This is a genomic window from Pseudomonas marginalis (genome assembly GCF_001645105.1).
Classification (GTDB): Bacteria; Pseudomonadota; Gammaproteobacteria; order Pseudomonadales; family Pseudomonadaceae; genus Aquipseudomonas; species Aquipseudomonas petroselini.
This window is the reverse complement of sequence record NZ_LKEG01000026.1, coordinates 295,953-321,235: the sequence shown is the minus strand read 5'-3', so window position 1 is coordinate 321,235 and position 25,283 is coordinate 295,953. Positions and strand designations below refer to the sequence as shown.

Below are 25,283 nucleotides of genomic sequence, written 5' to 3'. Positions count from 1 at the left end.
AGGTGCCGAGTGTTGGGGCAAGAGCCTTTTGGTTACTTTTGGGCTCCTTTCAAAAGTGACCCGCTGTAAGAGCGGAACCCATAGCGGCCGTTACCTAAATAACGGATATGTACTCAGTCTGATCCAACATCCAGGTCGGCTGTCAGGCCGCCTTCGCGAGCAAGACCGCGAGCTTCATAACCCAAGGTATTTTTCATTCAGCGCATACAAAATCGCGCAAGTCTCCGCATCCAGGAACCCACAATAATCCCGTGGCCGAAAGTGCATCTGAAACGCCCGCGTCCTCTGCTCGAATGCCTGCCGATTCTTTGCCGGCGCATACCCATAACGCTGAAACGCCCGCTCCACCTCGACCTCAGGCGGTAACCCAAGGCAAAACCGCCGCTGATACATGGCCCGCGTCGCCTCATCAAACCAGGCCCCTACCCCCGCCTCATGCAAACACCGCCACGGCAGCCGAGGCCCCGGATCGCTCTTGCGCCCGTACGCCACGTCCGAGTGCCCGAGGATGTCGGTGGGGCCAATCTGCGGGTAACGCCCAAGAACGTCGCGAACCAGCGCAATCAACACCTCGATTTGTTCCTCCCCGTAGGCCGGAAAGGTAAACACCCCGCCGTCATCCCGCGCCAGGTTGACGATCTCGATGCCAATCGAGCGGCTATTGAGGTTATCGCGGCCCGCCCAATGGCTCACACCGGCATGCCAGGCACGCTTGCCTTCCTCCACCAGGCGAAAGACACGCAACTCTTCATAGCCAGCAGCCCGGTAACTGGGCTCATCAGGGTCGGGCAGCAAGTAGTGCGCACTGACCCCATCCTGAGTCAGGGTGCGCAGGGAGGAGCCAAAAGGTGCGGCGGTGTAATGCAGGATCACCTGCCGCACCGGCTCGCCGTTACGGTCGTTAAAGCCTTTGGCTGGGAAACTGGTATCGATGACCAACATAAGAACCGTCCTTTTCAATACAGGCCGAGTCGTTCAGCCCGTTCAAGCGCAAAAAAATTACCGCCATCCTGAAGATTTGAACCCCAGGAGGGCGGTAACTATTTGGCACGTGAGAGAAAAGTGATCAGCGCCGCAGCGGCATGCCCAAATCGACGCGCAGGCCGTCGGGCTGGCTGTCGAACTTCAAGGAGCAGGAACAGCGCTGCACAATCGCTTGCACGATCGCCAGGCCCAGGCCGCAGCCTTCGCTGTTGCCATTGCGCCAGAAGCGTTGGGTCAGGTATTGCAGGTCCTCGGTGGAGATCTGCTTGCCGTGGTCACGCACGCGGAACACCACGTTATCGGCAGAGGTGAACACACTGAGCTCCACCCGGGTGTCCGCCGGTGTGTGGCGCAAAGCGTTGTCCAACAGGTTGCGCAAGGCGGCGACCGCCAGGCCCACCGGCATTTCCACCGGGGCGCCGGAAAGGTTATCCGGCAGGATCAGGTCAATGCGCGAATTGTCGCCGGCGTTCGCATCCTGAATGGCCAACCGCGCCACTTCCTCGGCACTCGATTGCAACCCATCGTCGAAGGACAGGCTGCCTTCCACCCGTGCCAGTAACAGCAATTGCTCAAGGGTCCGGTGCAGGCGGTCGGCACCCTCCTCGGCATGGGCCAGGGACTGGTCGCGGGCCGCGCCTTCGGTCATGCGCGCCACTTGCAGGTGGGTCTTGATCGCCGTCAGCGGGCTGCGCAGTTCGTGGGCAGCGTCGCCGGTCAGGCGGCGTTCGCGTTCGATGGTCTTGGCGATGCGTTGCAACAGTTGGTTCTGGGTGTCGAGCAGCGGCTTGAGTTCGCTGGGCAACGGGTGGATCTGCAGCGGCTCCAGGGAGTCGGCACTGCGGCGCATCAAGGCGTCACGCATACGATTGAGCGGCAGCAGGCTCTGGCCGATACCCAGCCACAGCAGGCACAGGCAGCCCAGCATCGCCACGCCCACCGGCACCGACGCCGCCAGCAGGATCGACAGGTTCAGCGCCTCACGTTCCACTTGGCGGTCGGCGGTGGTGATCAACAGATCGCCACGGGACAAGGTAAAACTGCGCCAGCCCACGCCATCGATGACCTGGTCCCGGAAACCGCTCTTGCGCGACTCCAGCCCCTCCTCTGGAGTGGTATGGCTGCGCGCCAGGACTTCGCCACGCAAGGAGCTGACCTGACAGGCCATGCCGCCGGGTACGTGCAGCTGTTCGGCGCTGAAATGCGCACCGCCGCTCACACTGGCCAGCCCCGGCATCTGCTCGGTCAGGCCTGCCACCATGCGCGCCGACGCCACCAGGCGCTGGTCGAGGGAGAACATCATCTGGTTGCGCAGATCGTTGAGCATCCACGCCGCCGCCAGGGCCCAGATCAACACAAAAGCGGCGCCCAGCTTGAACGTCAGGCGCAGGCGCAGGCTTTTCACGATGCGTCCTCGCCCCCGTCAGCCGGGCCCAGGCGGTACCCGAGGCCGCGCACGGTCTCGACGATGCCATTGCCCAATTTGCGCCGCAGGTGGTGGATATGCACGTTGAGGGCGTTGCTTTCCAATTCGTCGTTGAAGCCGTAGACGCTGTCCTTGAGCTGCTCGCTGGACAGCACCCGACCTTTGTTGTGCAGCAGGGCTTGCAGCAGCGCCTGTTCGCGGCGCGACAGGTCCACCGGCTGGCCGCCCAGGAACGTTTCGCGGCTGCTGGGGTTGTAGGCCAGACGGCCATGCTCGATCAGGTTGACGCTGCGCCCCGCCACCCGACGCAACAGGGTTTGCAGGCGCGCGGCGAGTTCACGCAGGTCGAAGGGCTTGAGCAGGTAGTCGTCGGCGCCGGCCTGCAGGCCGTCGACGCGGTTGGTCACGGAGTCCCGTGCGGTCAGGATCAGCACCGGGATTTCCAGGCCCTGGCTGCGCTGCTGCTGCAACAGCTTGAGGCCGTCTTCATCCGGCAGGCCGAGGTCAAGCACCATGATGTCGAAGGTGGCCGCCTTGAGCATCGCGCGTGCAGCGCCCGCCGTGGCCACGCGCTCGACGGTAAAACCCTGGGCGGTGAGGCCGGCCACAATGCCGCTGGCGATCAGTTCGTCGTCTTCACAGACCAGTACGTGCATGGTGAACCCTTCATGAAAGATGGGGGTGATTAAAAGTGCAGCGGATTAAGCGCAGATTATGCCGCTAAACGATCCACACTCCCTCTAGAATAGCCTGGGTTAATCATCGGTTAATCAACGCCACACATTGTGTGCCTACTTGCAACGAACTAAGGCTTGACGATGCGGTATCTGTTTACCTTCCTGCTGGTTTTTTTCGCGGGGTTCGCCCAGGCCTCGCCGGGCAACCCGTTTGAGACCAAACCCGATTTCCTCCCGGTGGGCAAGGCCTTCACCTTTACCTCCGAACGTCTTGAAAGTGGCGAGACCCAGCTGTATTGGCAGATTGCCGACGGTTATTACCTGTACCAACAACGCATGAAATTCGACGGCCTCGCCGAAAAACCGACGCTGCCCCAGGGCGAAGCCCATAGCGATGAGTTCTTCGGCGAGCAGCAAGTGTATCGCCAGGGCCTGGAAGTGAAGATTCCGGCAGGGGTCACCGGCCAGGTCAAGCTGGGCTGGCAGGGCTGCGCCGATGCGGGCCTGTGCTACCCACCGCAGTCGATCACCGTGGACCTGGGCGGCAACCCGGCAGTCGCCGCTACCGCCCAAGCCCAGGACCAGAGCCTGGCCAGCGGCCTGCAACAACGCAGCCTGGGTTGGAGCTTGTTGGTGTTCTTCGGCCTTGGCCTGTTGTTGGCGTTTGCCCCCTGCTCGTTGCCGATGCTGCCGATCCTGGCCGGTCTGGTGGTGGGCAGTGGGGCCAGCCCGCGTCGCGGCTTCGCCCTGGCCAGCAGCTACGTGGTGTGCATGGCGCTGGTGTATGCCGCGCTGGGTGTATTGGCCGCGTTGCTCGGCAGCAACCTCGCCGCGCTGTTGCAAACCCCCTGGATCCTCGGCAGTTTCGCCGCGTTGTTTGTGATCCTGGCCCTGCCGATGTTCGGCTTCTTCGAACTGCAACTGCCGGCGTTCCTGCGTGACCGCCTGGACAACGTCAGCCGTCAGCAAAGCGGCGGCAGCCTGATGGGCGCGGGCGTACTCGGCGCGCTGTCCGGCCTGCTGGTCGGCCCCTGCATGACCGCGCCACTGGCGGGCGTGCTGCTGTATATCGCGCAAAGCGGCAATGCACTGCATGGGGGCTTGATTCTGTTCTACATGGGCATCGGCATGGGTATTCCGCTGTTGCTGCTGGTGACCGTGGGCAATCGCTTCGTGCCCAAACCCGGCACCTGGATGAACGTGCTCAAGGGTATCTTCGGCTTCCTGTTCCTCGGCACCGCTGTGTGGATGATTCGCCCGGTGGTCGGCGAAAACCTGTGGATCGGTTTATGGGGCGCACTCGCGCTGGTGATGGCCTACAGCGGCTGGACCCTGGCCCGCGAGTACGGCCTGGCCGCCAAAGTGTTCGGCGCCGGCTCCCTGGTGCTGGGCCTGTGGGGCGCCGTGCTGGTGGTGGGCGCCGCGGGGGGCAGCGATGACCTGTGGCAACCGCTGAAGGTCTACAGCGGCTCGCGGGCCGCCGCCGCTCCCACCGCCCACGACGCCTTCATGACCCTCAACGACCCGGCCGTGCTACAACGCCAACTCGACAGCGCCAAGGCCCAAGGCCAGTGGGTGCTGGTCGACTATTACGCCGACTGGTGCGTGGCATGCAAGATCATGGAAAAACAGGTGTTCGGCAAACCTGAAGTACTCGATGCCCTGAAGGACGTACGCCTGCTGCGCCTGGACGTCACCGCTGACAACGCCGCCAGCCGCGAGCTGCTCGGCCGCTACAAAGTCCCCGGCCCACCGAGCTTTGTGTGGATCGGCCCGGACGGTGAAGAACGCCGCGCCCACCGCATCACCGGCGAAGTGGATGCCGCCACTTTCCTGCAACGTTGGACGCAAACCCGGGACGCCCTCTGATGCTGACCCTGACCATCGGCACCTTCGCCATCGCCCTGAATCACATCCTGCTGATCAGTGCGCTGATTATCGCCACCCTGGTGGGCTGGCGCGTGGCCAAGCGTGGTGGTGAAAACCCGGAATCGGTGCTGTTCAGCCTGTTCCTGCTGGGCATGCTGGTCGCCCGCGTCAGTTTTGTGCTGATGTACTGGAGCGACTACAGCTACGACTGGCTGCAGATGGTCGACCTGCGCGACGGCGGTTTTCTCGCCTGGCCCGGCGTGATCGCACTGGTCCTGGGCGCACTGGCCTACGGTTGGCGGCGCCCGGCGCTGCGCAAGCCGCTGAGCGCCGGCGTAATCACCGGCCTGGTGTTCTGGGGCATGACCAGTGTGTCCCTGAACCTGTATGACAAAGGCTCGCAACTGCCGGACATCACCTTGCGCAATGCCAATGGCGACGTGGTGCAACTGGCCGACTACAAGGGTGGCCCGCTGGTGATCAACCTGTGGGCCACTTGGTGCCCGCCATGCCGCCGCGAAATGCCGGTACTCGAACGCGCCCAGCACCAACGCCCCGACGTGACCTTCCTGTTCGTCAACCAGGCCGAAAGCATGCAAAGCGTCAGCACCTTCCTCGCCACCCAAGGCCTGACCCTCGACAACGTGCTGTTCGACGCCAGCGGCCGCCTCGGCCAGGCCGTGGGCTCGATGGCCTTGCCCACCACCTTGTTCTACCGCGCCGATGGACGCCTGATCAACAGCCACCTGGGCGAACTGTCCCAGGCCAGCCTGGCCCGTGCCATGGAACCCTTCGACACCGCTCCCGCCGCCACAAGGAAACCGACATGCCCCGCCTCCGCCACCTGCTGACCCTGCTGCCGCTGACGCTTGCCGCCACCCTGGCCCAGGCCGACGACTGGCCGGCACCGATCAAACAGATCGAGGCCAAAGGCGCCAGGATCCTCGGCACATTCGACGCCCCCAGCGGCCTCACCGGCTACGCCGCCCAATACCAGAACCGGGGCATGGCCCTGTACCTGACCGCCGACGGCAAAAGCGTGATCGCCGGCAACCTGTACGACGCCCAGGGCAATGACCTCAGCAGCGCACCGCTGGAAAAACTGGTGTACGCACCGATGGCCAAGGAAGTCTGGGCCAAGATGGAAAAAAGCAGCTGGATCCAGGACGGCGACGTTAAAGCCCCACGCATCGTCTACTTGTTCAGCGACCCCAACTGCCCTTACTGCAATATGTTCTGGGAACAAGCCCGTCCTTGGGTAAAAGCCGGCAAGGTGCAATTGCGCCACATCATGGTCGGCATCATCCGCGAAGACAGCCCAGGCAAATCCGCCGCGCTGTTCGCGGCCAAAGACCCGCAGAAAGCCCTGGAAGAACACGAAGCCGCCGGCAAGGGCAGCAAGTTGCAGGCGTTGGCCAAGATCCCGGCGGATATCGAGGCCAAGCTCGATGCCAATATGAAGTTGATGGATGAACTGGAATTGTCGGCGACGCCGGCGATTTTCTATCTGGATGACAAGGGTGGCTTGCAGCAACAGCAGGGGGCGCCTTCGCCGGATAAGTTGGTGAAGATCCTGGGCGCCAAATAGATCATCAAGAAAAAGACCTCCAACCACTGGAGGCCTATCCTTGACCCCTTCAGCCAGGCCTAAACGATCTCTTCTACGACAATCCACGTCACGTCAAAGTCGTTACCCGGCGCGATGCCCATCCGAAGGTTATCAACACTGAGCCGCATCGGCGTCGATGTGGCCGTGAAGACGCCCTGGAGCAACTGCCAGGCCACGCCGGGCTCTGTGACCGGGACGACTTCACGTCCTGCTGCAACCAGCACCAGACGCGGTTTCAAACCGACGTTGCTATTGTCACGGACCCAGGCGCTGAACCTGTAGGTACGTCCCGACTCCAGCTCGGTGTATACCTTGTACAGCTTCTCCCTCTGGGTGACGGGATTTGACGTGTTGGTGTATCCCCAGTCAAACATGTGATAGCCGGGCTGACCGTCTGGCATCGTACCCGACTTAACCTGCATGTCTCTTTCGTCAGTGGCGCCCGCTCCTCTCTTCCAGCCATTCAAACCACCCTCAGGACCTTGGGGATTGAAGTCCGTCACATCCCTGAACGCCTTACGAAACGCCAAGTGCAAAAGTGGAAACTCGACCGCGTTCCCGGCATGGCCGCCGACCTTTGTGGTGCACTTGAATACGACGTCCAACGGCGTCCTGTTGCGCAGTTTGTTCAACTCATCGCGTTTGAGCACGCGTGACAACCCATTGGCCAGATCACTCGCGTTGATCGGCTGGTTGACCATCACATGAATGGTGTAGGAAGTGCCATCGTCCTTGGTGCCCCGGCACTCAAGCCACCCCACCTGCCCTAACAGGATGAACCACCATTTTTGCACGGTGATGCTGGCATCGCCTGCAAAGGTACGCAGATCCAAAATACCGCCCTGGGTCGCTTGCGGCGTTGCCTGTGGCACCCCAGGCGTGGGCAAACGCACCGGCAGACTGATGTGCAACCCCAGGTCCTCGGAGGTCGCAAGTTTGCACGCACTCGTTACCGTGTAGTTGATCGTGACCGTTTCACCGGCAGCCTCAATCACCGCCTCACGCGGGATGCTGAAGTCCACATGGCCCAGCGCATGATTACCTGGCTGGGAGGCCAGGGGCAGGCAGGTGCCGTCTGTCCGTTTCCAGCACACGCGGATTTGCTGGTGATCACTGATGCTCGGATATTTCACCCGCACCGTCACGCCCTCTCTGCCGTTGTAAATCGTCAGTTGGTTACCCACGGCTTCGCGCACGGTCGGTGCGACCAGGACCAGGTCTTCCTGCACGATCGTGAAGGTCCTCGACGGGAACTCGATGGCCGTCGCACGCTCGCACCGCCTGTTAAAGCTCGCCGCGAAATGCAGGGTAAACTCACTGCAGTCCGCCAGCTTCTGCAGTTGCGCTCTGGAGATGGGTGTCTCAACGCCATCGGGGAACCACTCTGGCTTAAGTGGCTCATCCTCCAGCACATCAAACCGATAAGCAGCGCCGCCCTCAAGCGTGCCGCTGACCCACATCCAGCAGCACTCTGCCGCCTCCAAGTAGTCAAAGTAAGGCACCACGCCAGTGGCGTTACCGCGGAAGTTATTGAGGTCCAAGGTATCGCCCGTTGCCTCTGCGATCTCCGGCACGGTCAGCAAAGGCTCAAGGACCTTGATGACACGTTCGGGGGAGTGCTGCGGATCGTTCCCGTTGAACCTCACGGTGTAGGTCAACGTTAACGTCTGGTTGAACAGCGCAGCGATAATCCACGGCGCGACCTCGAATGCCAGCGAGGTTTCGCCCTTTTTCACGTCCTTGCAGCCAAGCGGCTGCGTCTCCAGCCCCGGGCCGGATGCGTAGGCGCAAACGTGGTCTCCCGGTGCTATCCAGTCGTAGGTAACGTCCGCATGCCCACCGGAAGCACTGTTGACCGGGTTGAGCACCCAGTGACCTGGCGTGCACTCCGTTGATTCACGCAAATGCGGCGGCGGTAAATCCAACCCAGGGTCAACGCGCAACAACGTGGTAGTGCGCAGGTGGAAATCCTGGGCGTTGGTGGGCAATGGGTTTTCCAGATGCGGATCTCCCGGATCCGGCGGCACGGGCTCCGTGCCGTCCCAGATCACCCCAAAGTGGATCGTCAGGGCCGAGTAGTCCTGGCGCTGAGACATCCAGCGGCGCGACAGTTCAAGTTCAAACACATGCCCGGCATGCGCTTCGGCCTCCGTCACCATATGGTCATAGACTACCCAGATAAAGGGGTAAGGCGCCTGATGCTGATCGCCGGCCACGGTAACAAACAAGCGCTGCCCGGGCTGGATCATCGGCCAGGCGTCGATCGTGATCGTCTCATCGCCCTCGAAATCACTCATCCACAGCCACCACGTGCTCCACTCATACTCAGCGTGTACAAACTCCGGCCTTGACCCCGCGAGATGTACCTCCCTGATGTGCTGAACCTCCAGCTCCAACACCAAGGAGGTCTCCTCCTTCCCTTCTACCCGCGCGGTGTACCACATCAGTACCGTATGCCCGATCATCAAACTGAGGGACGGCGCGGCAATCGGTACTACATCCTCATCGTCATCAACCAAGACGGGATCGAATGCAGGTTCGACCTGGCCCTTGATAGCCATGAAAAATCTGCGGTCAGTCGCACCCTTAGGCAGGGTCAGCGTGGCCCACGTCCCATCAATCGCATCGATGGGATACAGCACACTGTTATTCGCCGCGAACGCGATAATCGGAAAAGGCAATTGCGCTTTAGGCTTTTTTGGCAGGCGGGGGGGCGGTTTGACGGATGGAGTGGATGAAGTTTGCTTAGGAATGGTTTTTTTAGCCACGATAAGACTCCTGTCCAACGTTAGATAACGATCGAAGCGGGCCTGAGCGGCCGGGAACTCCGGTTATCTAACGCAGGGAACAGGAACCTTGCCTACTGTCAGAATTGACAGTTCTGACGGAACGCCAGTCTTTTACTCACCAGCGCCCCTGACGAACATCGCACTGCGCCCCCGGTTCAAACTCGATAACACATTCTGAAGTTGTCAATAAACGAGTAGTCCCTCACCAGAATCGTCATCCAAGCAATAGCCGTCCCCGGTTCCGTTACATGCTCAACCCAGAACCCCCCTCGCCAATCGTCATCGTAATCAAGCTTGGTAATCACACCACCTGCCTGATTATAAAAAGTGACCGTCGCGGGAGCCTGTTTCCACGACCACGCGAACCTGATGGACTCCAGGGCGTGAGGGAAGTCAATACGATGTAATTGCGGCGGATCTTGGTCGCCCTCGTTTTCACACATGACAAAATGTTTGCCCGAATAGAACGGGTCATTGCCATACGTGACAATGCCTGCCACACCCGATCCGGACTGAAAGGTTATTTTCATCAGCGGGGTCTGCACACTGTTGCCCGCGCCAAAACGCTCCAACGGCAGTGATTCGAAATCTTCTGTCTTACATTCAAGTGGTTTTCTGATAATCACGCGCAGCGTCGGGAAAACAATCGAATCCGCTTCAAGTTCACTGTCATAGAGTGCAGTGACACAGGTGACTATCAGAGGTGTGTCATGTCTTAACGCGTCCAGCTCATGTCGACTCATCCACTCCACAAGCCCGTTCTTGGCCTGTTCATCCGTCAGCCTTGTGCCTTTCAATACGTAGAAGGTGTGAGCATTCCCATCCTTTCTAATGCCCGAACACTTTAGCCATACTCGCTGGCCCGCCAGGGCAAACCACCATTTTTCCACGGTGATGGACGCATCGCCTGAAAAGGTGGCCAGATCCAGAATGCCACCTTGCACGACCGGTGGCGTGGCCTGTGGGACAACCGGCGTGGGCAGACGCACAGGCTTGCTGATCTTCACATTCAACGGCAGTGATGTCTGCACCTTGCACGCCGTGGTCACGGTGTAGGTGATCGCCACCGTTTTGCCCATGCTCTCGATAACCGCTTCCCGCGCTAGTGAGAAAATGACTGCACCCACAGCACTGCCGGGCTTGGAGGTCAACGGCCAGCAGGTACCCTCCGGTCTCTCCCAACACAGGCTGATACTGTGCTTGGGGTGTTTACCGGTGTAGCTCACTTCGACATGGACGCCTTCGCGCCCATTCCAGGCAGTCAAATCGGTGCCGACCGCTTCCGTCACTTTGGGCGCCGCCAGCACCAGAGGTTCCTGCTCGATGTTGAATGCCTGCGCAGGAAACTCATGGGCGTCCGCCAGGGCGGTGGCTTCACAGAAGCTCGCCGCGAAGTGCAGTTTGAATTCACTGCAATCGGCCAACTGTAGCAATACTTCCCTTGGGATCCGCGCATCCACGCCATGCACCTTCCAGTCCTCGGTGACAGGTGCGTCAGACAAAATGTCGAACCGGTAAGCGCTGCCGTTTTCACGTTCGCCCGTGATCCACATCCAACAAAGATTCGAACACTCGGAATAGTCCCAGACAGGCACAAAAGCCGTCGCGTCCATTGCGAATGTACTGAGATCAAGGATATCGCCCGTTGCCTGTTCGATCCCAGAGAGGGGAAATCGGGGCAGCAACACGTTAATCACTCGTTCAGGGGATTGCTGTGGGCCATTACTGTGGGGGAACTGAACGGTGTAGGTCAGTGCCATCGGCGTGTTAAAAAAGCAGGCAATGACACAGGGCGATAACTCGGTGGTTGCCAGTTCCCCGTCGTGTTTAATTGTCACGCAGCCAAGCGGCTTGTTCCCATAATCCAACCCGCTCACATAAAAACAGAGTTGGTCGTCTGCATAAGTCTCCAAGTCAGGAATATATACATTCCCACCCCGCGTGGTGAGTTCCGGGTTGAGGTACCACTCATCGTTGAAAAGCACGGATTGCCGCAGATGGGGAGGCGGCGGGTTTTCAAGGCGAGGATCCTCAATCAATCTACTGGAAGGACGAGGAAGGCCTTCAAGAGCGTTCTCTGGGAGACGCGTCTCAAGGGTAGGAACGACTTCAGCCGGAGGCAGTGGGGGGCGACCATCGCAGATCCAGCCCCAATGAATAGTCAGCGATCCCCATGGCCGCCGACGCCCCATCCAACCGCGTGGCAGAGAAAACCTGAACACATGACCCGGCACCGCCTCCTCCGGAGTGACAACGCGAGAAGCAGCCACGATGTTGAAAGCGAAAGGCGTCTTGTCCTGATCACCCGCCACGTTTATGAATAGTTGATCGCCTGCTTTAACGAGAGGGTGGGCAAACGCGAGGATCGTTTCGTTCCCCGTAAATTTGTGCATATCCAACGTGGGCGTACTGTTAACGAGTTCGGAATGGACAAACTTGGGTACATAACCTTCAAGATCTTTTTCATCATAAAACCGAACGCCCACCTCGGCGACCCGGGACTCTGCGACCTGCCCGCCCACCCTCCCTTTATAGGAGAAAAAGAGTGTGTGCCCCATGCCAGATGTTATGTAACTCAGAGGAAAGAAGATGCGCCGGGCGCCGCTGGTTCCACTTTTATCCACAATGTCCTCAAATACCGCTTCGCCCCCATGCTTAAACCTAACTGATACGGTGACGGTAATATCCGAATCGTCCATGTTCGAATCCGTGGTCAGATACGGCCCCTCTTTCACATCCAGCGGATAGAGCGTTCCTCCCTCGCCTTTGTAGATGACCGGAGCGCCAACCTCGACTGCCTTAGGGGTTCGTGCATTGTCTGTATTTGAAGAAGTATTAGACGTAGGTTTTTTTTGCGGCATGGTGAGAACTCCATGTTCCATAGGCTATTAACCTTGACCTGCCTCAGGCCAAGGATTTTCTCCTAGTGAGCGCTTTTGCTACGCCTTCGCCTACTGTCAGAATTGACAGTTATGACTAAAAACCCTGACTTCTCCGACCAACGGCCGCCTCAAAACCCCTCCAACTCCGCCATCAAATCACTCAACCGATCCACCTTCTCGGCACTGATCTCGTTCCCCGCCAACCCCTCGATATACTCAGCCAACTCCGCCACCGTGCTGCACTCGAACATCGCCCGCAGCGGCACATCCCGTTGCAGGGTTTTCTGCACCCGCGAAGCAATCTGCGTGGCCAGCAACGAATGCCCGCCCAGTTCGAAGAAGTTGTCCTGCACCCCTACCCTGTCGACTTTCAGCACCTCGGCCCAGATAGCGGCCAGGGTGGTTTCCAGTTCGTTGCGCGGTGCGAGGTAGTCCTGGCTGTGCAACTGGCCGATCTCCAGCGCCGGCAGGGCCTTGCGGTCGAGTTTGCCGTTGGCGTTGAGCGGCAGGCGGTCGAGCCATAGCCAGTGCAGCGGCACCATGTATTCCGGCAGTTCGGCACGCAGGCGTTGCTTGATGCGGTCCAGGCGCTCGCCTGGGTTCAGCGCTGCATCCGCGGCCACCAAATAGCCGACCAGATGCTTGCCGTTGACGCCTTCCTGCACGCCCACCGCCGCATCGCGCACTTCCGATTGTTCGTGCAGGCGCGCTTCGATTTCACCCAGTTCGATGCGGTAGCCGCGAATCTTCACCTGGTGGTCAACGCGACCAACATACTCCAGCACACCGTCACTGCGGCGGCGCGCCAGGTCACCGGTGCGGTAGAGGCGTTCGCCGGGGGCACCGAACGGGTTGGGCACAAACACCGGCGCGGTGCGCAGCGGGTCGCTGACGTAACCGCGACCGACGCCGGTCCCGGCGACACACAACTCGCCGACAGCACCTTGCGGCACCAGCTCCAATGCACCGTCGAGCAGGTACAAACGGTTGTTGTCGGTCGGCGTGCCAATCGGCAGGTAAGTGCCACGGGTCGAGGCCAGGTCGACGCGGTAAAACGCCACATCGTCCGAGCATTCCGCCGGGCCATACGCGTTCACCAAACCTATCCGCGGGTAGCGCAGCAGCCATTGGTGCGCCAGTTCCGGCGGCATGGCTTCACCGGTCGGCAGCATCCAGCGCAGGCCGTCCAGGCTGATACGGTCCTGGGCCAACATACCCTGGATCAGCGACGGTACGCTTTCCAGCACGGTGATGCCCTGGCCCTGCACATGTTCGAGCAGGCCCTGTGGATCGTGGGCGAGGGTGTTCGGCACAATATCCACCCGTGCGCCGAACAGCGGCGCGGCGAGGAATTGCCACACGGAAATATCGAAGCTCTGCGAAGCGGTTTGCGCAATCACATCCGCGTCGCTCAAGGCCAGGTAAGGCACCTTGCTCAACTGGTTATTGAGCATGCCGCGCTGTTCCACCATCACACCCTTGGGCAGGCCGGTGGAGCCCGAGGTATAGATCACATAGGCGAGGTTGTCCGGGCCGCTGTAGAGGCCGGGGTTTTCGCCACGCGCCGGTATTTCTTCCCACACCAGCAGCTGGCAGTCGAAACCGTCCAGCAACTCGATGGCCTGCTCGCGGCACGCCTCGGTGCACACCAGCAACGGCGTGCGGCTCAAGTCGATGATGCTGCGCAAACGCTGGCTCGGCAGGCCCGGGTCGAGCGGCAGGTAGCCGGCACCGGCCTTGAAGCTGCCGATGATCATGCCCAGCAGGTCGAGGTTGCGTTCGGCGAGCAGCGCCACCGGTTGATCGAGGCCGACACCCGCTGCGATGAGCGCGTGGCCGAGGCCGTTGCTGCGACGGTTCAGTTCGTCATAGGTCCATTGCTGATCGAGGCAACTGGCGGCGATGCGCTGCGGATGCGCGGCCACCTGCTCTTCGAACAACTCGATGTAGCTGCGCTCCAGCGGATAGTCGTGTTCGCTCTGGTTACAACCGTCCACCAGGAACTCGCGCTCCTGCTCGCCAATCAGCGGCAGGTCGGCCATGTCGCCGTGGAAGCCCTGCACCAGCGCCAGCAGCAGGCGCTTGAACTCGCCGAGCATGCCTTGCACGGTGGTTTCGTCGAAGTAGCGTTGGTCGTAGGACAGGTGCAAACCGAGGTCATCGCCCGGATAACACACGGCGGTCAGCGGGAAGTTGGTGTGGGTGCGGCCGGAGTCCGAGGTGGCATTCAGGCTGTGTGCGCGGTCCAGCACCGAGACTTCCACCGGGGCATTTTCGAACACGAACAGGCTGTCGAACAGCGGCTGGCCCTTGGGCAGTTCGCTGTGTTCCTGGATCGTCACCAGCGGCAGGTATTCGTACTCGCGCAGTTGCATATTGCTGTCGAGCAGGCTGTTCAACCACTGGCGCACGCTGCAAGGCTGGTCGTCCTCGGGCAGTTTTACCCGCAGCGCGATGCTGTTGATGAACAGGCCGACGGTGCGTTGCATTTCGGGCATCTCCACCGGGCGCCCGGCCACGGTGACGCCGAACAGCACGTCGCGATCACCGCTCAGGCGCCGCAGCACCAGCGCCCACGCCGCCTGGGCGAAAGTGTTGACGGTCAGCTGATGGGCCTGGGCCAGTTCGCGCAGTTGGGCTCCATCGCAGGCATCGAGACGGGTGTAGCAATCGCCCACCACCATGCCGCCGCTGTGACCCGCGTGCTCACGCAGGAACGGCCGGTCGCTCGGGATCGGCGTGGTGCGCTCGAACCCTTGCAGGTTCTGCTGCCACCACTGGCGAGCCTCGTTGAGGTTCTGGCGTTGCAGCCAGGCGATGTAGTCGCGATAACGCGGCGGTGTGGCCAGTTGCGCTTCGCGGCCTTCACCGAGGGCCATGTAGATCTCAAAGAAGTCATTCATCAGCAACGAACGGCACCAGGCATCGATGAGGATGTGGTGGTTGCTCATCATGAACCAGTAGCGTTCGGCGCCAACACGGATCAGGCGCAGGTGGAACGGTGCCTGGTTGAGCAGATCAAAACCGGCTTCGCGCTCTTGCTTGAGCAGCGCTTGCAGGCGCGGTTCCTGTTCGCTTTCCGGGTCAGCACTCCAGTCCAGATACTCGATCGGCGTGCTGCCCGGTTTGTGGATCACTTGCAGCATGTCTTCGCCGACGTTCCAGCAGAACGAGGCACGCAGGGCGTCGTGACGGGCGATCACCGCCTGCCAGGCCTGGGCGAAACGCTCGGGGTCCAGGGCGCTGTTGATGCGGTAGCGGTCCTGCATGTAGTAGAGGCCGGTGCCCGGCTCCAGCAGGGTATGCAGCAGCAAGCCTTCCTGCATCGGGGTCAGCGGGTAGACATCTTCGATAACAGTGGCCGGTACCGGCAAGCTGTCGAGTTGCACCTGGCTCAGGTGGGCCAGCGGGAAGTCGGACGGCGTAAGGCCACCGGCATCGTCCTGCAGGCAGTGCTGGGTCAGGCTGTGCAGTTCGGCCAGGTACGCCTCGGCCAATTCGCGCACGGTAGCGTGATCGAAGCGTTCACGGCTGAAGGTCGAGCGCAGCACCAACTCGCCGCCGTAGACCTGGCTGTCGACGCTCAACTCGTTAGGCAGCGGCGCGTCCGGGTCATGGGCCAGGCCTGCGGATTCATCCAAGGGGTGGAACAACGCATCGGCGCCGAAGCTCTGGTCGAACTGGCCGAGGTAGTTGAAGGTGATCTGCGCGCTCGGCAAGACGGCCATGCTCTGTTGGTACAGATCATCGGCCAGGTAGCGCAGCACGCCGTAGCCCAAGCCTTTATGCGGTACAGAGCGCAGTTGTTCCTTGATTGCCTTGATCGAGTCGCCCTGAGCAGCGTGCGGAGTGAGGCGCAGCGGGTAGGCGCTGGTGAACCAGCCGACGCTGCGGGTCAAGTCGATGTCATCGAACAGGCTTTCGCGGCCGTGGCCTTCCAACTGGATCAGCGCCGACGCGTGGCCGCTCCAGCGGCACAGCACACGGGCCAAGGCCGTCAGCAGCAGATCGTTGACCTGGGTGCGGTAGGCGCTCGGAGCCTGTTGCAATAACTGACGCGTATGCTCGGCATCCAGGCGCACGCTGACGGTGTCGGCATCGCGGTTGCGCAGCGAACCCTGCGGGCGGGCCACCGGCAACGCCACATCAGGGCCCGCCAACTGCGCTTGCCAGACGCTCAATTCTTCACGCAGGGATTCACTGCCGGCGTAGGCCTGCAAACGCGCGGCCCACTCACGCAGGGCACTGGTCTTGGCCGGCAGGCTGACGGACTGGCCGTCGCTCAACTGGCGGTAAACCGTTTGCAAATCTTCCAGCAAGACCCGCCACGACACGCCGTCCACCACCAGGTGATGGATCGCGATCAGCAGGCGTTGCTGCCCCTCGGGCCCGTCCACCAGCAAGGCGCGCAGCAGCGGGCCGTGTTGCAGGTCGAGGCTGCGTTGGGTATCAGTGAACAGCGCGGTGCATTGCGCCATATCGCGCACTTGCGCCTGCATCAGTACGCCGCCTTGCGGCACGGCCAGGTGCTCGGCGTGCCAGTGCGCGTCACGCTGGGAGAAGCTCAGGCGCAAGGCGTCGTGGTGTTCCAGCACCGCCAGCAAGGCTTGCTCCAGGCGATGCGGCACCAGCAGTTGCAACGGCTTGAGGACCAGCGCCTGGTTCCAGTGCTGGCGCTGTGGGATCTCAGTGTCGAAGAACCAGTGCTGGATCGGCGTCAGCCCGGAGGTGCCGGTCAACACACCCTGCTCGGCCGTGACCTGCTCGGAGCGCGTGGCGACCGCCGCCAGGGTTTGCACGGTCTGGTGCTGGAACAGGTCGCGGGGGCTGAAGTGAATCCCGGCCTGCCGCGCACGGCTGACCACCTGGATCGACAGGATCGAGTCGCCGCCCAGCTCAAAGAAGTTATCGTCGAGACCGACTTGCTGCACATTCAACACAGCGCACCAGATGGCGGCCAACGTGCTTTCAAGTTCGTTGCGCGGGGCCACGTATTGTTGGCGGTTGGCTTCCGGGTCCGGCTGCGGCAAGGCGCGACGGTCGAGTTTGCCGTTGGCGGTCAGCGGCATGCTGTCGAGCACAATCAGGTGCGCGGGCACCATGTAGTCCGGCAGTTGCGCCTTGAGGTGAGCCTTGAGCGCATCGCGTAATGCGCCGTGCTCGGCATCGCTGACCAGGTACGCCACCAGCTGTTTGCCACTCGGCGCATCCAGCGCCAGCACCACGGCTTCGCGCACGGCCGCATGTTCCAGCAGGCTGGTTTCGATCTCGCCCAGTTCAATACGGAAACCGCGAATCTTCACCTGATGGTCGATACGCCCCAGGTACTCCACCAGGCCATCGCCGCGTTGGCGCACCAGGTCGCCGGTGCGGTACAGGCGCCCGCCATTGCGGGCAAACGGATCGGCGACAAACCGCTCGGCGGTCATGCCCGGACGCTGGTGATAACCCTGGGCGAGACCCGCCCCACCGACGTACAACTCGCCGGTCGCGCCTTGCGGTACCAACGCCAGGTCGGCGTCGAGAATATAGGCCACGCGGTCACCGATAATGCTGCCGATCGGCACGCTCGCAGCGCCCTCCTCCAACTGCTCGGGCGCGAGGCTGGCCAGCGGCATCACCACCGTTTCCGTCGGGCCGTAGGCGTTGAAAAACACCTGCGGCTGGAACGCGGCGCGGATGCGCTGCAGGTGTTCGCCAGTGAGCGCTTCGCCACCGGTGATGCACATGCGCACCGGCAAGGTCTGCTGCTGGGTCGCCAGCCATTGCGCCAACTGGCTGCCATAGCTCGGCGTGAAGCCTAGGATGTTGATGCGATGGGTGCGGATCAGCGCGCAGATTTCTTCTGCATCCCACTGGCCCTGAGCCCGCAACACCACCTGGGCGCCGCTGAGCAGCGGCACCAGCAAGCGTTCGGTCGCGGCGTCGAAGTTGATCGAATAGAAGTGCAATTCGCAGTCATCAGGGCGCATGCCAAAGCGCTCGATCACCGCCGCGCAATGCATGGCGATTTCACCGTGGGACACCACCACGCCTTTCGGCTTGCCGGTGGAGCCGGAGGTGTAGATCAAGTACGCCTGGTGCTGCGGCAGGCTGATAAAGGACGGCTCATCGGCCGGGTAGTTGGCGAGCACCGGCAGGTCATCTTCCAGGCACCAGCACGCCACGCTCGCGGGCAATTCGCCGAGGGCTTCGAACATCGCCGCATCGCTGAGCAGCAGGCCGACGCCACTGTCTTCGATCATGTAGTGCAGACGGTCCAGCGGGTATTCCGGGTCCAGCGGCACATAGGCGCCGCCGGCCTTGAGGATCGCCAGCAGGCCGATCACCATTTCCAGCGAGCGCGGCAGCGCCAGGCCCACGCGCACCTGCGGTCCGACGCCACGCTCGCGCAGCATCCAGGCCAGGCGGTTGGCGCGGGCGTCGAGTTCGCGGTAGCTCAGGGTTTCACCGGCAAAGGTCAGCGCCGGCGCATCGCCACGGGCTGCCGCTTGCTGGCTGAACAGTTGATGAATGCACTGGTCGAGACGGTGCTCGCCCGCCTCGATGCCCAGGCTGTCCTGCAACGCGCGTTGCTCGGCGGCGGTCAGCAACGGCAGTTCGCTGAGGCGTTGCTGCGGGTTGGTGATCAAGGCTTCCAACAGGTTGCGCCAATGTTCGGCCATGCGCGCAATGCGCGGCTCGTCGAACAGGTCAGTGCTGTAGGTCAGGCAGCAGCCCAGACGATGATCGAGGTCGGTGACCTCCAGGTTGAGGTCGAACTTGGTCGCGCGCGCATCGTTGGCCAGGTACTCGACGGTCATGCCGGCCAGTTGGCGGCTCTGCTGGAACTCCCAGCGCTGCACATTGCACATCACTTGGAACAGCGGGTTGTACGCCGCACTGCGCGGCGGCTGCAGGGCTTCCACCAGGTGATCGAACGGCAGGTCCTGGTGGGACTGGCCTTCGATGACGGTGTGGCGCACCTGTTCGAACAACTCAGCGACGTTCATCTGCCCACTGAGCTGGCAACGCAGCACCTGGGTATTGAGGAAAGCGCCGATCAGCCCTTCGCTTTCCGGACGAATACGGTTGGCCACGGGAGCACCGATGCGCAGGTCGGTCTGGCCGCTGTAGCGGTAGAGCAACACGGCCAGGGTGGCGGTCATGGTCATGAACAGGGTCAGGCCACGTTCGGCGTTGAAGGCCCGCACGCGCGCCGCCAGGTCATCGCTCAGGTCGAAGCGGTACAGCTCGCCCCGATGGCTTTGTACCGGCGGACGTGGGCGGTCGCCGGGCAGTTCCAGCAACGGATGTTCCGTACCCAGCTGCCGGGTCCAATAGTCCAACTGACGCTGACGCTCACCCGCTTCCATCCACTGGCGTTGCCACACGCTGTAATCGAGGTACTGCACCGGCAGCGGCGCCAGCGGTGACAGGCGCTCGTCGATAAAGGCTTCATACAACGCACTGAGTTCACGGGCAAAGATGTCCATGGCCCAGCCTTCGGTGACGATGTGGTGCAGGGTCAGCACCAGGTAGTGTTCGCGCTCGGCGGCCTTGACCAGGCAGGCTCGCAGCAACGGCCCGGTTTCCAGGTTGAACGGCGTATGCGCCTCGTGATCCGCCAATTGCTGCAACCGTGACTGGCGTTCGGCTTCGTCCAGCGCGGAGAAGTCCTGCCAGTCCATGCGCAGGCCGGTCTGGGCCGAGACCTTCTGACAGGCCACGCCGTCGACACTCGGGAACGTGGTGCGCAGGGTTTCGTGACGCATGATCAAGGCCTGCAGCGCCGCCTCGAAACGCCCCACATCCAGCACGCCACGCAGGCGCGCCATGCCGCCGACGTTGTAGGCCGGACTGTCCGGCTCCATCTGCCACAGAAACCACATGCGCTGCTGGGAATAGGACAGCGGCACCGGTTGGCTGCGGTCGACCTTGGCGATGGCGGTCTGTTGGTTGCGTTGGCCCGACGCCTGGATCAGGCCGACCTGCTCGGCAAAAGCGCCCAACTCGCTGGCTTCGAACAACGTCCGTAACGGCAGTTCGACGTCACACGCCTGGCGGGTGCGGGAGATGATTTGCGTGGCCAGCAACGAGTGGCCGCCAAGGGCGAAGAAGTCATCGCGCAGGCCGATGCTGGGCAAGCCGAGGACTACGCGCCAGATGGCGGCGATCTGCTGTTGCAGCGGGGTCTCGGGCTCGACATGTTCACGCACGTGCCACACCGGCTCCGGCAGCGCGCGACGGTCCAGCTTGCCGCTGGGGCTCAGGGGCATGGCGTCCAGGCGCATCAATAGCGCGGGCACCATGTACTCCGGCAGCTCGGCGGCCAGGGCGCTCTTGACGTGGTGTTCGTCCAGCTCGGCAGGGGCGGTGTAGTAGCCGATCAGCTGTGCATCACGCACCAGCACCACGGCTTGGGCGATGCCCTCCAGGGCGAGCATGCGCGCTTCGATTTCTTCCGGCTCCACACGGAAACCACGCAGCTTGACCTGCTGGTCGAGGCGCCCAAGGTACTCGATCACACCCTCGGCGTTGAAACGGGCACGGTCACCGGTGCGGTACAGGCGCGCGCCCGCCTCACCATAGGGGTCGGCAACGAAGCGTTCAGCCGTCAACCCGGCGCGGCCGAGGTAACCCCGGGCCAGGCCAATGCCGCCGATGCACAATTCACCCGGCACACCCAGTGGCACGGGGTTGAGTTGCTCGTCCAGCACGCGGCAGATCACATTGCCCAGCGGACGCCCAATCGGCGAGCGCTCGCCGTCTTCCGCGCGGCAGTGCCAGTGGGTCACGTTGATCGCGGTTTCGGTCGGACCATAACGGTTGTGCAATTGCACCGCCGGCAACTGCGCCAGGACGCGGTTGCGCAGTTCGGCGGGCAAGGTTTCGCCGCCGGAGAACAGGCGGCGCAGGCTGGTGCATTCGGCCACCCGCGGTTCGTCGATAAACAACTGCAACAGCGGCGGCACAAAGTGCAGCGTGGTCACGCCGTGTGCCTGCACCAACTGCGCAATGCGATGCGGGTCGCGATGTTCACCAGGGCCGGCGAGTACCAGGCGGCACCCGGTGATCAGCGGCCAGAAGCATTCCCACACCGACACGTCGAAACTGATCGGCGCCTTTTGCAGCAGCACATCGGTGTCGTTGAGTGGATAGGTGGCCTGCATCCACTGCAAGCGCTCGGCCAATGCCGCATGCGTGTTGCCCACGCCTTTGGGCTGGCCGGTGGAGCCGGAGGTGTAGATCACGTAGGCGAGGTTATCGCCGTGCAGGTGCAAGCCGGGTGGCTGGGTGGGCCAGCTGTCGAGGTGCAGGCTGTCCATCGCAATCACGCACACGCCGTCGGCGCTCGGCACCTGATCCAGCAATGCGGTCTGGGTCAGCAGCAGGTGGACGCCACTGTCCTTGAGCATGTAGGCCAGGCGCTCGGCGGGGTAATCCGGGTCCAGCGGCACGTAGGCGCCACCGGCCTTGATGATCGCCAGCAGGCCGATCAGCAGGTGCGGCGAGCGCTCGGCGGCGATGGCCACGCACACGTCCGGGCCGACACCTTTGTCGCGCAGGTAGTGGGCCAGGCGATTGGCCTGGGTGTGCAGTTGGGCGAAGGTCAGGCTGCCGCCGTCCCAGACCAGCGCGGTGTTGTCCGAGGTCTGCTGGTTGAGCCGTTCGGGCAGCCACTGCTGGGCCGGCGCGCAGGGGGCTGCGCTCCACGCTTGCTGTTCGTCGTGCTGCATCAGCGTGAGGTCGCCGATGGTTTGCTGCGGTTGGTCACACACGGCGTGCAGCAGGTTGATGTAGTGCTCGGCCAGGCGCTGGAGGGTCGCGCGTTCAAACAACTCGTCGGCGTAGTCGAACGACAGGCTCAAGCGCCCATTGCGGTCCTCTTCGGTGTGCAGTTGCAGGTCGAACTTGGCTTCGCGGCTGTGCCATGGCAATTCGTCGGCGAGCATGCCCGGCAAGCGGCGCAACGCGCTCAAATCACGCTGCTGGTGGTTGAACATGACTTGGAACAGGCCCTGTTCGCGAGCTTGCGGGAAAGCTTCCAGCAGCTGTTCGAAGGGCAGGTCCTGATGGGCCTGGGCGCCCAATACCGTCTGGCGTGTCGCGGCCAACAGCTCGCTGAACGGCAGGCGCCCGTCCAGCTCGGCCCGCATGACGTGCGTGTTGATGAAGAAGCCGACCAGGCCTTGGGTTTCCTGGCGCGGACGGTTGGCGTTGGGCACGCCGATGCGGATATCGCGCTGGCCACTGTAGCGGTAGAGCAGGCTCTGGAAGGCTGCCAGCAACAGCATGAACGGCGTGGATTCGTGGGCCTGGGCGGTCTGGCGAATCGCTTCGCTGAGGCTCACACCAAGACGCACCGTGTGGCGTGAAGCTGTGTGACGGTGGTGTGCCGAACGCGGGTGGTCGGTGGCCAGGCTCAGGGTGGGATGCTCTTCACCCAACTGCGCTTTCCAGTACGCCAATTGGCGCTGGCCTTCGCCTTCGGCCAGCCATTGGCGCTGCCAGCTGCCATAGTCGGCGTATTGCAGGGCCAGCGGTGGCAGCTCCAGGGTTTGGCCCTGGGCGGCGGCGGCGTAGAGGCGCGAGAATTCGTCGATGAGGATGTTGAGCGACCAGCCGTCGGCGATGATGTGGTGCAGCGTCACCAACAGTTGGTGATCCTCATCGTCCAGGCGCACCAGGGTTACCCACAGCAGCGGGCCCTTTTCCAGGTCGAACTGGGTGCGGGCTTCGTCTTCACGGATCTGCTGTGCACGGGCTTCGCGTTCGTCAGTGGGCAGGTCGCTGAGGTCGATGACTTGCAGCTCGAAATCCGCCTTGGCCTCGACACGCTGGAAGGCCTGGCCGTCTCTTTCGTAGAAGCGGGTGCGCAGGGCTTCGTGGCGCTGGATCAATTGCTGGAAGCTTGCGCGCACGGCGTCTTCATCCAGCTCGCCGCGCAGGCGCAGGGCACCGGGGACGGTGTAGGCGCTGCTGTACGGGTCCAGTTGCCAGGTGATCCACAGGCGGTTCTGCGCCAGGGATTGAGGCAGTTCATCCTGGCGCGACAGGGGGTGGATCACGCCCTGAGCCACGCCGCCGTCGTGTTGCAACTGCGCGACATTCGCGGCAAAGCCTTGCAGGGTCGGCGCCTCGAACAGCACGCGCAGGTTCAGCTCCAGGCCGAGGGCTTCACGCAGGCGGGCGACCACCTGGGTGGCGGTGATGGAATTGCCGCCGAGCAGGAAGAAGTGATCGTCGGCGGCCACTGTTGCCACCTGCAATTGCTCGCACCAGATCGCGGCGATCTGTTGTTGCAGTTCGGATTGCAGCGCGCTGTCGCTCGCCTGTGCCGGCAGATCGGGGAACTGTGCATAGCGGTCGAGGCTGCCATCGGTGTGGCGAAGCGCACACGCCGCACGTTGCACCTTGCCGCTGGACGTCTTCGGCAATGCGCCGGGGTTGAGCAGCACCACTACGCTTGGCGCCTCTTGGTACGCCTCGGCGACCGCTTGGCGGATCGCCTTGATCAACGCTTCGGGCGGCAGGATTTTCTGCACGCTGCGGCTGATTTCAGCAGCAATACCAATGCCTTCCAGGCCTTGGTCATTCACCGCAAAAGCGGCAACGCGGCCTTTGCGCACCTCTTCGACTTCGCGCTCGATGGTCTGCTCGATGTCCTGCGGGTACAGGTTGTGGCCGCGCACGATCAGCAGGTCTTTGAGGCGACCAGTGATGTACACCTCGCCGTCACGGATAAAACCCAGGTCGCCGGTGCGCAGCCAGGTACGGCCGGCATGCTGGACGAAGGTCTTGGCGGTGGCTTCGGGGTTGCGCCAGTAGCCGCGGGCGATGCTTGGGCCGCTGGCCCAGAGTTCGCCGACGTGGTTGTCGGGGAGTTCGGTGAGGGTGTGCGGGTCGGCAATCAGGACCGCATGCTCGGGCTGGTGGGTGCCACAGCTCATGATTGCACTGCCCTGCCCCGGTTCGGCGCGATTGGCGGCCAGGGCTTGCTCGTCGACCCGCAGCGCGGGGATACCATGGCCCCGCGTGCCGCCGGCGACAAACAGGGTCGCCTCGGCCAGGCCGTAGGAGGCGAAGAAATTGTTCGGGGTAAAACCGCAGGTGGCGAACTTCTCGGCGAAGCGTTCCAGGGTGTCGAGGCGGATCGGTTCGGAACCGGAATAGGCCACGCGCCACTGGCTCAGGTCCAGGCGTTCCAATGCCGAGTCGCTGACCCGCTCGCTGCACAGGCGATAGGCGAAATCCGGGCCACCGCTGATGGTGCCACCGTATTCGCTGATCGCTTCGAGCCAGCGCAACGGCCGGCCGAGGAAGTAGGCCGGCGACATCAACACGCACGGCACGCCACTGAAAATCGGTTGCAGCAGGCCGCCGATCAGGCCCATGTCGTGGTACAGCGGCAGCCAGCTGACGATCACGTCATCCGGGTTGAGGTCGATGCCGAAACCGCGACGGATCAACACTTCGTTGGCCACCAGGTTGCCGTGGCTGACTTGCACGCCTTTGGGCAGCGCGGTGGAACCGGAGGTGTATTGCAGGAAGGCGATGTCGTCCGGCTGCAGGTCGGGAGCGATCCAGTTGTCGGCACTCTCAAGGCTATCGACGCTCAATACTGGCGGCGCGTTTTCAATCTGCGCCAGGCCGTCGGCGAGGCTGGCGATGGTCAGCAACAGGCGCGGTTCGGCATCGCTGATGATCGACAGCAAGCGTTCCTGATGGTGGCGACGGGTGGATTCCGGCGGATAGGCCGGCACCGCAATGACCCCGGCGTACAGGCAACCAAAGAACGCCGCGACGTAATCCGGGCCGCTGGGGAACAACAGCACCGCACGGTCGCCCAGGTCCGCATTGGCTTGCAGGGCCGCGGCGATGGTGCGGGCGCGCTGGTCCAGGTCGCGGTAACTGAGTACAACGCTGTGCTCGGCGGATTCGGCGAGGAAGCGCAGGGCGACCTGGTCCGGAGTCTGCGCGGCGCGACGTTGAAGGGAGTGGACCAGCGTTTGGGGAAGTTCGAAGGCGTCCATCATGGGGTTCCTGCCTGAAAGCGGCTTACGG

Annotated in this window: 9 protein-coding genes; 3 read left to right on the top strand and 6 right to left on the bottom strand. The window is 62.5% G+C overall.

Translation table 11 applies throughout. From position 1 onward, the window contains the following. Positions 1–174: 174 nt before the first annotated feature. The 3 genes from AO064_RS06420 to AO064_RS06410 form a co-directional block, all read right to left on the bottom strand. A complete protein-coding gene (locus AO064_RS06420) occupies positions 175–942 on the bottom strand; it encodes an N-acetylmuramoyl-L-alanine amidase (RefSeq protein WP_064052752.1) in 768 nt (255 codons plus the stop codon). A gap of 124 nt (positions 943–1,066) precedes the next feature. Next, positions 1,067–2,389 carry an ATP-binding protein gene (locus tag AO064_RS06415; RefSeq protein ID WP_015885141.1) on the bottom strand — a complete coding sequence of 441 codons (1,323 nt, stop codon included), beginning with the start codon at positions 2,387–2,389 and terminating at the stop codon, positions 1,067–1,069. After that, positions 2,386–3,066 carry a response regulator gene (locus tag AO064_RS06410; protein WP_015885142.1) on the bottom strand — a complete coding sequence of 227 codons (681 nt, stop codon included), beginning with the start codon at positions 3,064–3,066 and terminating at the stop codon, positions 2,386–2,388. Before AO064_RS06410 ends, AO064_RS06415 begins: the two co-directional genes overlap by 4 nt. A 162-nt stretch (positions 3,067–3,228) precedes the next feature. Between AO064_RS06410 and dsbD the strand changes: the two genes are divergently transcribed. The 3 genes from dsbD to dsbG are packed head-to-tail and all read left to right on the top strand — an operon-like array spanning position 3,229 to position 6,544. Beyond that, positions 3,229–4,956 (top strand): protein-disulfide reductase DsbD, encoded by a 1,728-nt coding sequence (gene dsbD, locus AO064_RS06405; RefSeq protein ID WP_064052751.1) that lies wholly within the window; start codon positions 3,229–3,231, stop codon positions 4,954–4,956. Further along, a complete protein-coding gene (locus tag AO064_RS06400; RefSeq protein ID WP_015885144.1) occupies positions 4,956–5,807 on the top strand; it encodes a TlpA disulfide reductase family protein in 852 nt (283 codons plus the stop codon). Before dsbD ends, AO064_RS06400 begins: the two co-directional genes overlap by 1 nt. Beyond that, positions 5,783–6,544 (top strand): thiol:disulfide interchange protein DsbG, encoded by a 762-nt coding sequence (gene dsbG / locus AO064_RS06395; RefSeq protein WP_015885145.1) that lies wholly within the window; start codon positions 5,783–5,785, stop codon positions 6,542–6,544. The genes AO064_RS06400 and dsbG overlap by 25 nt, the downstream gene beginning before the upstream one ends. A gap of 59 nt (positions 6,545–6,603) precedes the next feature. Here the strand turns inward: dsbG and AO064_RS06390 are convergent, their stop codons facing one another. From AO064_RS06390 to AO064_RS06380, 3 genes are all read right to left on the bottom strand, one after another. Next, a complete protein-coding gene (locus AO064_RS06390) occupies positions 6,604–9,333 on the bottom strand; it encodes a hypothetical protein (RefSeq protein WP_082893885.1) in 2,730 nt (909 codons plus the stop codon). A 176-nt stretch (positions 9,334–9,509) separates the two neighbouring features. After that, positions 9,510–12,215, bottom strand: coding sequence for a hypothetical protein (locus AO064_RS06385; RefSeq protein ID WP_082893884.1), 2,706 nt, complete (start codon positions 12,213–12,215; stop codon positions 9,510–9,512). A gap of 149 nt (positions 12,216–12,364) precedes the next feature. Then, positions 12,365–25,255, bottom strand: coding sequence for a non-ribosomal peptide synthetase (locus tag AO064_RS06380; RefSeq protein WP_064052750.1), 12,891 nt, complete (start codon positions 25,253–25,255; stop codon positions 12,365–12,367). Positions 25,256–25,283: the final 28 nt, after the last annotated feature.